This window comes from Mycolicibacterium chubuense, assembly GCF_001044255.1.
Taxonomy (GTDB): domain Bacteria; phylum Actinomycetota; class Actinomycetes; order Mycobacteriales; family Mycobacteriaceae; genus Mycobacterium; species Mycobacterium chubuense.
The window spans coordinates 39848-52310 of record NZ_JYNX01000058.1 but is presented as its reverse complement, the minus strand read 5'-3'; the positions used below and the strand labels follow the sequence as shown (position 1 = coordinate 52310).

Annotated in this window: 14 protein-coding genes; 7 read left to right on the top strand and 7 right to left on the bottom strand. The window is 69.5% G+C overall.

Annotated features, from left to right (window positions below):
* Positions 1-6 precede the first annotated feature (6 nt).
* Both MCHUDSM44219_RS19000 and MCHUDSM44219_RS18995 read left to right on the top strand, forming a co-directional pair.
* Positions 7-699, top strand: a complete 693-nt coding sequence (locus MCHUDSM44219_RS19000) for a dienelactone hydrolase family protein (RefSeq protein WP_048419809.1) — start codon at positions 7-9, stop codon at positions 697-699.
* On the top strand, positions 696-1562 hold the full coding sequence (locus MCHUDSM44219_RS18995) for a patatin-like phospholipase family protein (protein ID WP_048419808.1): 867 nt from the start codon (positions 696-698) through the stop codon (positions 1560-1562). The genes MCHUDSM44219_RS19000 and MCHUDSM44219_RS18995 overlap by 4 nt, the downstream gene beginning before the upstream one ends.
* Here the strand turns inward: MCHUDSM44219_RS18995 and MCHUDSM44219_RS18990 are convergent.
* Positions 1551-2528, bottom strand: a complete 978-nt coding sequence (locus MCHUDSM44219_RS18990; RefSeq protein WP_048419807.1) for a patatin-like phospholipase family protein — start codon at positions 2526-2528, stop codon at positions 1551-1553. The genes MCHUDSM44219_RS18995 and MCHUDSM44219_RS18990 overlap by 12 nt on opposite strands.
* A 51-nt stretch (positions 2529-2579) precedes the next feature.
* On the opposite strand from MCHUDSM44219_RS18990, the gene MCHUDSM44219_RS18985 reads away from it, so the two are divergent.
* Positions 2580-2948: a VOC family protein gene (locus MCHUDSM44219_RS18985; protein WP_048419806.1), complete on the top strand. Its 369-nt coding sequence runs from the start codon at positions 2580-2582 to the stop codon at positions 2946-2948.
* A gap of 4 nt (positions 2949-2952) precedes the next feature.
* Here MCHUDSM44219_RS18985 and MCHUDSM44219_RS18980 read toward each other — a convergent pair whose 3' ends face one another.
* Positions 2953-3393, bottom strand: coding sequence for a lipoprotein LpqV (locus MCHUDSM44219_RS18980; protein WP_048419805.1), 441 nt, complete (start codon positions 3391-3393; stop codon positions 2953-2955).
* A 194-nt stretch (positions 3394-3587) separates the two neighbouring features.
* On the opposite strand from MCHUDSM44219_RS18980, the gene MCHUDSM44219_RS18975 reads away from it, so the two are divergent.
* Together MCHUDSM44219_RS18975 and MCHUDSM44219_RS18970 are read left to right on the top strand one after the other, a co-directional pair.
* Positions 3588-4100, top strand: a complete 513-nt coding sequence (locus MCHUDSM44219_RS18975; protein WP_048419804.1) for a cysteine dioxygenase — start codon at positions 3588-3590, stop codon at positions 4098-4100.
* A gap of 2 nt (positions 4101-4102) precedes the next feature.
* Positions 4103-4474: a rhodanese-like domain-containing protein gene (locus MCHUDSM44219_RS18970; protein WP_048419803.1), complete on the top strand. Its 372-nt coding sequence runs from the start codon at positions 4103-4105 to the stop codon at positions 4472-4474.
* Here the strand turns inward: MCHUDSM44219_RS18970 and MCHUDSM44219_RS18965 are convergent.
* From MCHUDSM44219_RS18965 to MCHUDSM44219_RS18955, 3 genes are read right to left on the bottom strand one after another with little or no spacing between them, the layout of a single operon-like run.
* Positions 4471-6162 (bottom strand): alpha/beta hydrolase, encoded by a 1692-nt coding sequence (locus MCHUDSM44219_RS18965; protein WP_048419802.1) that lies wholly within the window; start codon positions 6160-6162, stop codon positions 4471-4473. The genes MCHUDSM44219_RS18970 and MCHUDSM44219_RS18965 overlap by 4 nt on opposite strands.
* A gap of 9 nt (positions 6163-6171) precedes the next feature.
* A complete protein-coding gene (locus tag MCHUDSM44219_RS18960) occupies positions 6172-6954 on the bottom strand; it encodes an enoyl-CoA hydratase (protein WP_048419801.1) in 783 nt (260 codons plus the stop codon).
* Positions 6951-8000, bottom strand: a complete 1050-nt coding sequence (locus MCHUDSM44219_RS18955; protein ID WP_048419800.1) for an enoyl-CoA hydratase/isomerase family protein — start codon at positions 7998-8000, stop codon at positions 6951-6953. Before MCHUDSM44219_RS18955 ends, MCHUDSM44219_RS18960 begins: the two co-directional genes overlap by 4 nt.
* A gap of 162 nt (positions 8001-8162) precedes the next feature.
* Between MCHUDSM44219_RS18955 and MCHUDSM44219_RS18950 the strand changes: the two genes are divergently transcribed.
* Together MCHUDSM44219_RS18950 and MCHUDSM44219_RS18945 are read left to right on the top strand one after the other, a co-directional pair.
* Positions 8163-9017 carry a Bax inhibitor-1/YccA family protein gene (locus tag MCHUDSM44219_RS18950; protein ID WP_048419799.1) on the top strand — a complete coding sequence of 285 codons (855 nt, stop codon included), beginning with the start codon at positions 8163-8165 and terminating at the stop codon, positions 9015-9017.
* 157 nt (positions 9018-9174) lie between these two features.
* Positions 9175-10044, top strand: coding sequence for a hypothetical protein (locus MCHUDSM44219_RS18945; RefSeq protein ID WP_048419798.1), 870 nt, complete (start codon positions 9175-9177; stop codon positions 10042-10044).
* 33 nt (positions 10045-10077) lie between these two features.
* On the opposite strand, the gene MCHUDSM44219_RS18940 is transcribed toward MCHUDSM44219_RS18945, so the two are convergent.
* The gene (locus MCHUDSM44219_RS18940; protein ID WP_048419797.1) at positions 10078-11295 is read right to left on the bottom strand and encodes an acetyl-CoA C-acetyltransferase; all 1218 of its coding nucleotides are present in this window, start codon (positions 11293-11295) and stop codon (positions 10078-10080) included.
* A gap of 39 nt (positions 11296-11334) precedes the next feature.
* Positions 11335-12312 (bottom strand): SGNH/GDSL hydrolase family protein, encoded by a 978-nt coding sequence (locus MCHUDSM44219_RS18935; RefSeq protein ID WP_082162277.1) that lies wholly within the window; start codon positions 12310-12312, stop codon positions 11335-11337.
* Between the last annotated feature and the right edge of the window lie 151 nt (positions 12313-12463).

Below are 12463 nucleotides of genomic sequence, written 5' to 3'. Positions count from 1 at the left end.
ATCAGGATGACAGACGTGGAGGTGCCGACGCCGGCGGGGCCGATCCCCGCCGCGCTCGCGGTTCCGGTGGGACAGGGTCCGTGGCCGGGCGTGGTCGTCGTGCACGACGCCTTCGGTCTGACCGCCGACATCCGGCGCAACACCGCGAGATTCGCCGACCACGGCTTCCTCGCGCTGGCGCCCGACCTGTACTCGCGGGGCAGTTACGTTCGCTGCGTCAGGACGGTGCTGCGCGCGCTGGCGCAGCGCCGCGGTGAGGCCGTCGACGACCTGCAGGCCGCACGCGCACTGCTCGCCGAACGCCAGGACTGCATCGGCAAGGTCGGGATCGCCGGCTTCTGCATGGGCGGCGGATTCGCCCTCGTGATGGGCACCCAGGGCTTCGACGTGTCGGCGCCGTTCTACCCGTCGATCATGCGCGACTACGGGTTCCTCGACGCCGGCACCTGTCCGGTGGTCGCCAGCTACGGCAGGAAGGACGTGCTCAACATCGGTAACGGGCCCCGGCTGGAGAACGTGTTGCAGCGCAACGATGTTCCGCACGACGTCAAGGTCTACCCCGACGTCGGGCACTCGTGGGCCAACGAGCTTCCCGGGCAACCGTTCCTGCGCATCGTCGGGTTCGGTCACGACGCCGACACCACCGACGACGCCTACCGCCGCGTGTTCGCCTTCTTCGACACCCACCTCGCGACGTGACGGCCGACAAGCGCGCCCTCGTGCTCGCCGGCGGCGGCCTGGCGGGAATCGCCTGGGAGACGGGAATTCTGGTGGGTATCGCCGATGTCGAGCCGGCTGCGGCATCCGCCCTGCTCGATTCCGACGTGCTGCTGGGCACCTCGGCGGGGTCGACGGTCGCCGCGCAACTGGGCAGCGGTCTGCCGCTGGAGGAGTTGTTCGCCCGGCAGGTGTCCGACGAGGCGGGCGCGGCCGAGATCCACCCCGGGGTGTCGGTCGACAACATCACGGAACTCTTCCTCGACGCGATGCTGACCCCCGGCGCCACCCGCGAGCAGAAGCTGCAGAAGATCGGCGCCGTGGCAGCGGCCACCGACACCGTCGCAGAACCGGTGCGCCGCGCGGTGATCGAGCACCGGCTACCGTCGCACGACTGGCCGGCCGGCGACCTACGCATCACCGGAATCGACATCGCTACCGGTGAACTCGTGGTGTTCGACCGCGCATCGGGAGTCGGGCTGGTCGACGCGGTGGCCGCCAGCTGCGCGGTGCCGGGAGCGTGGCCGCCGGTCACCATCGGCGACCGGCGCTACATGGACGGCGGCGTGCGCAGCACCGTGAACATGTCCGCGGTCACCGACTGCGACACCGCGATCGCCCTCGTGCCGTCCGGCACGGACACCCCGTCGCCGTGGGGAAGCGCCACCGTCGAGGAGATCGCCGCGTTCGCCGGGGCGACGCTGGCGGTGTTCGCCGACGCCGACGCGCTCGAGGCATTCGGCCCCAACCCGCTGGATCCGGCCTGCCGGGCACCGTCGGCGCATGCCGGCCGCGCACAGGGCCGCCGGGAGGCCCGGCGGGTCGCCGACTTCCTAGGCGTCTGAACCGGATTCGGACACCCTGGCCTCGAGGGTGTCGAGTGCGACGCTGGCGAGCTCCTGGCCGATGTCGATCACCTCGTTGGCCCGATGGAAGTCCAGGCTCCGGCACACCGTGCGCGGCACCTCGACGAGCAGATCGGGCGGATAGGCCGCCAGCGTGTGGCGGGCCAGTGCCGCCTGCGCGATGTCGATGGTCCGGTTCATCACCTCGAACGCACCCAGTTTGGGCACGAGGTGCCCGGCCGGTTCGGTGACGGGCTCGTCGTCGCCCACCGCGAACCGGCCCAGCACTGCCCGCCCGGTCGGGGTATCGAGCAGGGAGCGGGCCGCCTTGGTGTCCAGCAGCGACGACGAACTGCGCCACATCCGGTTGAGCCAGTCCCCGGTGGGCTGCCGCGATTCCTGCTGCCGGCGATGCGTTTCCGGGTCCTCCCCGGAGAGGCTGACCGCGATGGTGACGTCGGCCGCGACCGCCGCGATGGGCGCCATCGGCAGCGGATCGAGGATGCCCCCGTCGGCGAGCAGTCGCCCGTCGAGCACGTGCGGGGTGATCACGCCGGGGATCGCGATCGACGCCCGGATGGCGTCGTCGACCGGGCCTCGTTGCATCCACACCGACTTGCCCGTGATCAGATCGGTGGCCACCGATGTGTAGGGGATCGGCAGCGCCTCGATGGTGACGTCGCCGAGGATCTCGCGGACGGCGTCGAGGATCTTCTCCGCCCGCAGCACCCCGGCCGACGTGATCGACGGGTCGAGCAGGCGCAGCACCGCGCGCTGGGTCAGCGAGCCCGCCCAGGACGTGTACTGGTCGAGCCGGCCCGCCGCTTCCAACCCGCCGACCAGGGCGCCCATCGACGAGCCGGCGATGCCGACGATCTCGTGGCCGCGTTCGTGGAGTTCGTTGATCACGCCGATGTGGGCGTACCCGCGCGCGCCCCCGCTGCCCAGAGCCAATGCGACCCGCATGCGCTCATTCTCGCGCGTGAGATCCGGCGCGGACGGGCAACCCTGTCACCCATGATCGGACAACTGCGTTCTGTCGTCGTCGACTGCCCCGACCCGCAGGGGCTGGCGGGGTTCTGGGCCGAGGTGCTGGGGGGTGCCGTCACCGAGGAGGAACCGGACTGGGTCGTCGTCACCGACCTGTCGGGGCGCCGGCTGGCGTTCCAGCTCTCACCCCAGCACCGGCCGCCCCGGTTCCCCGACGCCCACGCCTCTCAGCAGATCCACCTCGACGTCGTCGTCGAGGACGTCGACGCCGCTGAGCGTGAGGTGCTCCGACTGGGTGGCACGCGCGTCACCGACGCCGAGGGGGAGGACCACTTCCGCGTGTTCCGCGACCCCGCGGGTCACCCGTTCTGCCTGGTGTGGGGCGTCGACGCCTGACGCGTCATCCGCACAGCGCGTCGGCGGCGGCCTCCACCGCGACGATCATCGCGGACTGCTGCCCGGCCGACAGCTCCGACCACTTCTTGTCGAAGTCGCCGGGACCCACCGTCGGCGCGCTCTGCAGCATCTTCAGATACGGCTCGATCTGCGTCTTCGGGTCACCGCCGCGCTGGCCCATCCACGTCCGCGCGGCGCTGCAGGCCTGGAAGTAGTCGTCCTCGGTGGACTCGGCGGGCGCGCCCACCTTGGTGGTGACGCCGCCCGGGGAGACGGCGACCGCGTCGGGCGCCAGCGACGGCGAAGGGGTCGGCGACGCCGACGACGACGAGGCCTCGGGCGTGGACGACGTCGGTGCCGCGGGCTCGGGAGCCGAGGAACACCCGGCGCAGGCCAGCACGCCCACGACGGCGACAGCGGCGACCCGGACAACTGGACTGGGCATGCCGCCAATGTAGGCAACCGGCCGCGGGCACCGAACTGCGGGTATTCAGATTCACCGTGAGGTTATCTGCCGGCCCTGGCGGGACGGCGAAACTCTGTGGAACACTGGCCACGTGATGAACGAGACGTCGTTGGAGTGTTGTCCGGCCTGACGCCGAACCCTCCCACCCGTTCGTCCCTTCCTGGAGTATCCCCATGGTTCTCGCGCCTACCCGGCTGCGCCCTGCCGACCTGCTGCACGCCACCGACCGCTACGCCGCCGACGTGCTGGGCGGGCGGTACGACCGGCTACTGCCGGCCGGCGGAACACCCACCACCGAACGCTGGTTCACCCGTCTGCACGGCGACGACGAGCTCGACGTGTGGCTGATCAGCTGGGTGCCCGACCGCTCGACCGAATTGCACGACCACGGCGGCTCCCTCGGCGCGCTGACGGTGGTGTCGGGTGCGCTGCAGGAGACCCGATGGGACGGCGAGCAGCTGCGGCACCGCCGGCTCGCGGCGGGGGACCAGGCCGCGTTCCCACTCGGCTGGGTGCATGATGTGGTCTGGGCCCGCGACACGATCAGCGTCATCGGACCCGGTCCCACCTTGAGCGTGCACGCCTACTCGCCGCCGCTGACCGCGATGTCCTACTACGAGGTCTCCGAGCGCAACACGTTGCGCCGCAAGCGAACCGAGTTGACCGACCAGCCGGAGGGGAAGTAGAGATGGGCAGCCGCATCGACGTGGTTCTGGAGAACGCACGCACGAAGATCAACCGGTTGTCCGCCGACGAGCTCCCGGCCGCGCTGCGCCGCGGCGCGATCCTCGTCGACATCCGTCCCGCCGCGCAGCGCGCGATCGAGGGGGAGGTGCCCACCGCGCTGATCGTCGAGCGCAACGTGCTCGAGTGGCGCCTCGACCCCACCAGCGACGCCCGACTGCCGGAGGCCGTCGACGACGACGTCGAGTGGGTGGTGCTCTGCTCGGAGGGCTACACCTCCAGCCTCGCGGCCGCGGCTCTGCAGGAGATCGGGCTGCACCGCGCCACCGACGTCATCGGCGGCTACCACGCACTCAAAGGCGTGCTGGTCTACTAGCTGTTCTCGTCGGACCGCAGCAGCGGCCGCAACCGCTCCGTCTTCTCCTGAGACCACCCCGGCGGCAACAGGATCGACGCCCAGGCGTCGGCCACGTTGCGCACGTACACGTGGCCGTGCCCGTCGGGCACGTTGACCGCGACGGCCATGTCGGCCGACACCTGCAGGAACGTCACCACCGGTATCCACTCCATGTCGGGGGAGACGTCGTAACCACGCGGTTCCCGAAGCCAATCCGGTTGAGCGAACAGCAGATCCGGGTTCCACCACGCGATCGGATCCGAGGCGTGCTGCAGGTACACCGCACGCGGCTGCTCCCACGGATCGTGCGGACGCTGCAGGTCCTTCGGCTCGGCCACGAAGCGGACGTTGGCGCCCTTGTCGTAGATAGGGAGCCATTCCGGAGACCCGGGGTCGCGGTTGTGCGTCAGGTCGGTCCAGATCGTGTTGTTGAACGTGGGCCCACTGAACAGCGCACCGTCGGTGCGGGCGATCAGATTGTTCAACGCCAGGAACGGCGCCTCACCGCCGAAAGAGCCGAGGCTCTCCCCGAACACCACCAGCTTGGGTCGCCGGGCTTCAGGCATCTCCCGGATCAGCTCGTCGACCGCCTCGAACAGGGCCTGCCCCGCCTGCCGGGCGTTCTCCTTGTCGACGAGGAAGGACAGCCAGCTGGGCAGGAACGAGTACTGCATCGACACGATCGCGGTGTTGCCGTTGTACATGTACTCCAGCGCCGAGGCCTCCGCCTCGTTGATCCACCCCGTCCCGGTGGTCGTCGCGACCGCGACCACGGCCCGGTCGAGTCCGCCGGTGCGCTGCAGCTCCAACGCCGCCAACTGTGCGGTGGCCTTGATGCCGTCCGCGGAATTCAGGCCGGCGTAGGCGCGGATCGGCTCGGTGGCCGGGCGGCCGTTGAACGCGCTGAGCTCGTCGGTCGACGGGCCGCCGGAGATGAAGATGCGGCCCTGATGGCCCAGCGACTCCCAACTCACCAGCGATTCGGGACCACCCGAGCGCAGCGCGGTGTCCGGCGGCGCGTTGTCGGGGTCGGTCTCGTCGTTGACCGCCGCGAACGTCTTGTTGATGGTGCTCATCGCGAACCGCACCACCACGCCGTTGAGCAGCGCGATCGTCAACGCCAGCAACAACGTCACCACGATGACCGCCGAAACCCGAGGCGGGGCAACACGATTGAGCTGACGGACGAGGTAGCGCACCAGTCTGCCGATCAACTGCCCGATTTCGACGAACACGAACAGCGTGACGACCGAGATGGCCGCGGCCAGCGGGTAATCGCCCAGCGTCAGCCGCGGGACGCCCATCAGATCGCGAACGTCGTCCTGCCACTCGTGGAACCAGATGATCGCCAGCACCAGCCCGATGACGCCGACGACCAGCAGCACCAACCAGGCCCAGCGCGGCGCCGGGGGGCTGGAGTCCTTCGACGCCATGTAGCGCCCCAGCCACACCGCGAACACACCGATGCCGTACCCGATCGCGCCCGCGCCGCCGCTGACGAGGCCCTGGAACAGCGGACCGCGGGGCAGCAGCGACGGCGTCATCGACAGCCACAGCAGGACCAGACCCACGGCGGTGCCGGTGAACGTGTAGCGCCGGACCCACCACGGTTTGCGGGGCGCCGGCGCCGGCGCCTCCACCTCGGTCGCGGGAACGGTATCGGTCACCAGGGCACTTTAGCGGTGCGTGAAGTTCGGCGAACGCTTCTCGGTGAAGGCGGCCATGCCCTCGGTCTGGTCGTCGGTGGCGAACGCCGAGTGGAACAGCCGGCGCTCGTAAAGCAGGCCCTCCGCAAGGGTGGATTCGAAGGCGCGGTTGACCGCCTCCTTGGCCATCCGCGACGCGGACAGCGACATGCCGGCGATCGTCTGCGCGACCGAACGGGCCTCCTCGAGCAGGGTGTCGGCCGGGACGACGCGGGACACCAGCCCGGCGCGCTCGGCCTCCTCGGCACCCATGTTGCGGCCGGTCAGGATCAGGTCCATCGCCTTGGCCTTGCCGATCGCGCGCGTCAACCGCTGGGAGCCGCCCATCCCCGGCAGCACACCGAGCTTGATCTCGGGCTGGCCGAATTTGGCGCTGTCGGCGGCGATCAGGATGTCGCACATCATCGCCAGCTCGCAGCCGCCGCCCAGCGCGTACCCGGCCACCGCCGCGATGGTCGGGGTGCGGGTGGCCGCGAATCTGCCCCAGGCGGCGAAGAAGTCGGAGGAGAAGACGTCGGCGAACGACAGGTTCGCCATCTCCTTGATGTCCGCCCCGGCCGCGAACGCCTTCTCGTTGCCGGTGACGATGATCGCGCCGACGCCCGGGTCGGCGTCGAGTTCGGCTGCGGCTGTGGTCACTTCGGTCATCACCTGGCTGTTGAGCGCGTTGAGCGCCTTGGGCCGGTTCAACGTGATCGTGGCAACCCGGCCGTCGCGGGCGACGAGGATGGTCTCGTAGTTCTCTGCGGTCATGGCTGCTCCTGGTCGAAGGTCAGATCGGGGTCGGCGGAGGCGAAGTACGCGTCGACGTCCGCGGCGGTCACGGCGTCGAAAGACGCCGGCGACCATTGCGGGTTGCGGTCCTTGTCGATGAGCTGCGCCCGGATGCCCTCCACCAGATCATGGGAACGCAACGCCGCGCAGGAGGTTCGGAACTCCTGGCGCAGCACGTCTTCCAGTGTGGTCAGCGACGCGGCCCGGCGCACGGCCTCCAGTGCGACCGACAGGGCCAGCGGAGAGCGGGACGCGATGAGGTCGGCGGCCTCGTCGGCCGGTCCCTCCCCGCGTCGGCGTAGTGCGTCGACGATGTCGGCAACGGTCGCACCGGAGTAGCACTCGTCGATCCAGTCGCGCTGGGCGAGCAGCGTGCTCGGCGGCGGCTGCTGCGCGAACGCGGCGACCGCGTGGTCGACCCCGTCGGCCTCCACGGCACCGAGGAACGCCTCCAGGTCGTCGTGGGGGACGAAGTGATCGGCGAAGCCCATCGCGATGGCGTCCGCGCCGCTGAACGGGGCGCCCGTCAGCGCCGCATGCACGCCGAGCAGGCCGGGCGCCCGCGACAGGATGAAGTTGCCGCCGACGTCGGGGATGAACCCGATGCCGACTTCGGGCATCGCCATCTTGGTGGTCTCGGTGACCACGCGGACGCTGCCGTGGGCACTGATCCCGACGCCGCCGCCCATCGTGATGCCGTTCATGACCGCGACGTACGGCTTCGGGTAGCGGCCGATGAAGGAGTTCAGCAGGTATTCGTCATGCCAGAAGCTGCGAGCCTCGGCGCCGTCGGCCCTGGCCGAGTGGTAGATCGCGACGACGTCGCCGCCGGCGCACAGGCCCCGGTCACCCGCCCCGGTCACGACGACGGCACGGATGTCGTCGTCGTCCTGCCACGCGTTGAGCGCCGCCGAGATCGCGGTGACCATCAGGTGGGTCAGCGAGTTGATGGCCTTGGGCCGGTTGAGGGTGAGGTGGCCGACGCCGTTGCTCACACTTACTAGGACATCCTCGTTTTCCTCCACGGGAGCAATCTAGATCGTCACCCCGGATTGCGCGGGCCCGGGTAAGGTTTCCTGTGAAGAGCCTGGGAACTGTTCTGCGGAACCGGGAACCGTCCCGGCCCGCCGATCGTTCAACCAGTGTTCGGCACAGGCCGACACACGACATCAGGAAAGGAACCGACGGTGCGCGAGAGCAGCAACCCGGTATTTCGCACGCTGCCCAAGGGGCAGCAGGGCGGATACGCGCAATTCGGTACCGGAGCCGCCGGCTACGGTGCGCAAGCGGTACACGCCGATCCCTACACTGCCTACCCCGATCAGCAGCAGCGCGGCGTCTCGCGCCCGCTGACGATCGATGACGTCGTCACGAAGACCGGCATCACGTTGGCCGTGCTGTCCGCGGTCGCCGTCGTCTCCTACTTCCTGGTCGCCCAGAACGTGGCGCTGGCGATGCCCTTCACGTTGGTGGGCGCCTTCGGCGGCCTCGCGGTCGTTCTGATCGCGACGTTCGGCCGTAAGCAGGACAACCCGGGTGTCGTCCTGACCTACGCCGCGCTCGAGGGCCTGTTCCTCGGCGCGTTCTCCTTCGTCGTCGCGAACCTGATGGTGTCGGGGATCAGCGCGGGTGCGCTGATCAGCCAGGCGGTGCTCGGCACCATCGGCGTGTTCGCGGGCATGCTCGTCGTCTACAAGACCGGCGCTATCCGCGTCACGCCGAAGTTCACCCGGTTCATGGTTGCGGCCATGATCGGCGTTCTGGTGCTGATGCTCGGCAATCTCGTGCTCGCGCTGTTCGGCGTCGGCGGCGGCGACGGCCTCGGCCTGCGCAGCGGCGGCCCGATCGCGATCATCTTCTCGCTGGTGTGCATCGGCATCGCGGCGTTCTCGTTCCTGCTCGATTTCGATGCCGCGGACCAGATGATCCGCGCCGGCGCGCCGGAGAAGGCGGCCTGGGGCATCGCGCTCGGCCTGACCGTGACCCTGGTCTGGCTCTACATCGAGATCCTGCGCCTGCTGAGCTACTTCAACAGCGACTAGTCTCGGCTCGAAATTGGGGCGCTCACTGCGGTGGGCGCCCCTTTTTCATGCGCTGGTGTGCGTCCAGACTGCTCACAGATCGCGATTCATCCCCAGATTGCGATCTGCCCGCAGTCTGGGCGACGGCCCCGGCGTTCAGGCGTGCGACGTTGGCAGCGTGACACCCCGCAGTTGGCCCTTCGTCGGCAGTGAAGCGATCGCACAAGGTCTCGTCAGGAAGCACGAATTGCGCTCGTCCTATCAGGCGGTCTACCCGGATGTATACGCACCGGCTGAGGTATCGCTGACTCTCGAGCACCGCGCCAAGGCGGCGTGGCTCTGGTCCCATCGCGAAGGCATCATCGCAGGACTGACCGCGTCGGCCCTTCACGGCGCGCGATGGGTCGATCCCGCGCTCCCTATCGAGCTCGTCTGGTCGAACGCGCGTCGGCCGCCCGGCCTGATCACCTCCGACGTCCGCCTGCGACCAGACGAGTACACGAGCCTTCACGGCCTACGGCTGACCACCGTTGCCCGGACCGCATATGACCTCGCTCGGCGGGGCCGTCTCGACGACGCGGTCGCGCGACTCGACGCCCTGGGCAATGCCACGGGACTCCGTGCCGACGACGTCATGGCCTGCGCTCGGCGGCACCGCGGCGCTCGTGGATTGAGGCAACTCGGGACGGTTCTGGACCTCTACGACGCGGGTGCGGCGTCGCCGAAGGAGACATGGCTGCGCCTGCTGATCATCCGTGCGGGCCACCCGAGACCTCACACGCAGATCCCCGTCGTCAGCCTCGACGGCCGACGGCGGTACTACCTCGACATGGGGTGGCCGGGCGTCATGATCGCCGTCGAGTACGACGGCGAACATCACCGCACCGACGACGCGCAGTACGCCAGAGACATCCGCCGTTCCGAGGATCTCCGAGACCTCGGGTGGCTCGTCATCCGCGTCCTCAAAGCGGACCGACAGTCCGACATCCGGGCGCGAATCGAGCGCGCCTGGGCATCGAGACTGCGGGGAGATCGTGGAATCTCGTGATCTGGCGATCTCCCCGCAGTCTCGCCGCACAAGCTAGGAGAGGCGCTCCACGACCATCGCCATGCCCTGGCCGCCGCCGACGCACATCGTCTCGATGCCGAACGTCTTGTCGTGCGTGGCGAGGTTGTTCAGCAGCGTGGCGGTGATGCGGGCGCCCGTCATCCCGAACGGGTGCCCCAGCGCGATCGCCCCACCCGAGACGTTGAGCTTCTCGAGGTCCATCCCGAGCTCCCGCGCCGAGCCGAGCACCTGGACCGCGAACGCCTCGTTGATCTCGTAGAGGTCGATGTCGCCGATCGACATCTTCGCGTTGGCCAGCGCCTTTTTGACCGCCTCGATCGGGCCCAGGCCCATGATCTCCGGGGACAGCCCGGACACCCCGGTTGACACGATGCGCGCCAGCGGTGTCAGCCCCAGCTCCTTGGCCTTCGTGTCGCTCATGATCACCACGGCGGCCGCGCCGTCGTTGAGCGGGCACGCGTTGCCCGCGGTGATCGTGCCGTTGGGTCGGAACACGGGCTTGAGCTGGCTGACGGCCTCGTAGGTGGTGCCGGCGCGCGGGCCGTCATCGGTGGTGACGACGGTGCCGTCGGGCAGCGTCACCGGCACGATCTCACGCTCGAAGAAGCCGCTCTTGATGGCCTCTTCGGCACGGTTCTGCGACCGCACGCCCCAGTGGTCCTGGTCCTCCCGGCTGATGCCGGTGAAGGCGGCGACGTTCTCGGCGGTCTGGCCCATCGCGATGTAGACGTCCGGCAGGTTGCCGTCCTCGCGCGGGTCGTGCCACTCGCTGGCCCCGGCGGCGGCCTGCTCGGTGCGGGCCATGGCGTCGGCGTAGATCGGGTTCTTCGAATCCGGCCACCCGTCGGAGGTGCCCTTGAGGAAACGTGACACGGTCTCGACGCCGGCGGAGATGAACGCGTCGCCCTCGCCGGCCTTGATCGCGTGGAACGCCATGCGCGTGGTCTGCAGCGACGACGAGCAGTACCGGTTCACCGTCGTGCCGGGCAGGAAGTCGTAGCCCAGCTGCACCGCCACCGTGCGTCCGATGTTGAAGCCGGCCTCACCGCCGGGCTGGCCACAGCCCATGATCAGGTCGTCGATGTCGCGCGGGTCCAGGGCCGGCACCTTGTCCAGCACGGCCTTGACCATCTGGGCGGCCAGATCGTCGGGCCGCATGGACACCAGCGATCCCTTGTTGGCCCGGCCGATCGGGGAGCGGGCGGTGGCGACGATGACGGCTTCGGGCATGACGACTCCTCGGTAGACAGCGAGTTCTCTGCTGTGAACCTAGCTCGCAGCCACCACGATCGGCGCGGGCACCCCGGTCGAGCGGCGCCACAGCCGGCTGAGGTTGGCGACCCGCGACAGCAGCGACGCGCCCTCCGCCGAACGCGACTCCAGCGCCGGATCACCGGCGGCCGATTCGCCGAGGGCCTCGCGCAGCGCGGGCAGCAACTGCTTGGCCGCCAGCGCGTAACCCGCCGCCGACGGATGGAACATGTCGGAGGAGAACATCTCCTCGGGCGCCTGCTGGAAGTGCGGCGCGAGCAGATCGGAGAACGGCACCGGGACTCCGCCCGCCGCGCGCACGGCGCCCGCCTGCACCCGCGCCAGCCGCAGTCCGCGGCTGCGGGCCACCCAGCGCAGCGGCTGCGGGATCGCCTTGATCACCCCGAAGTCCGGGCAGGTGCCGACGACGACGACCGCGCCGCTGCCGCGCAGCCGCCGCACGGCACGGCCCAGCCGGCGGGCCGACGGGCCGATGCCGTTGGGGGCGGTGATGTCGTTGGCGCCGATCATGATCACCGCGGCGTCCGGCGGGGGACCGGCGACGAACATCGCGTCGATCTGACCGGACAGGCCCTTGGACGTCGCGCCGACGATGGCCTTCGTGCTCAACCGGATGCTTTTCCCGGACTCCTCGGCCAGCCCCCGGGCCAGCAGCACGCCGGGCACCTCGTCGGCGGTGGCGCAGCCGTAGCCGGTGGCCGTGGAGTCGCCGAAGATCATCAGGTGCAGGTCGAACGGCACCCCGCGGTGCCAGCGCTGCGGAGGGCCGTCGTCACCGGTGTAGACGCCGTCGGCGCGCGGCGGGATGTCCCAGGACTTCGGGATGACGCGGCGGGCCTGATCGGCCTGCCCGGTCAGCAGATTGCGAGCGCCCACGTAGAACGAGCCCGTCGACGCCAGGGTTGCCACGGCCGCCAGGGCTACCGTCGACCGACGCGGCGTGCGGACGTGAGGAGCACGGTGGCTGATGCCCACGTCGTCAGTTTAGGTGCGATTTCGGCCGATTCGCGCGTTGCAGAGGTAATCGGCGGTCACGGTGCGGTATCAACTCCGGTACCAATAACGTTTAGACAATTGTGATAATGGTTACAGATGCCAAGCTAAGTTACGAGCTTGTCTGAGTATC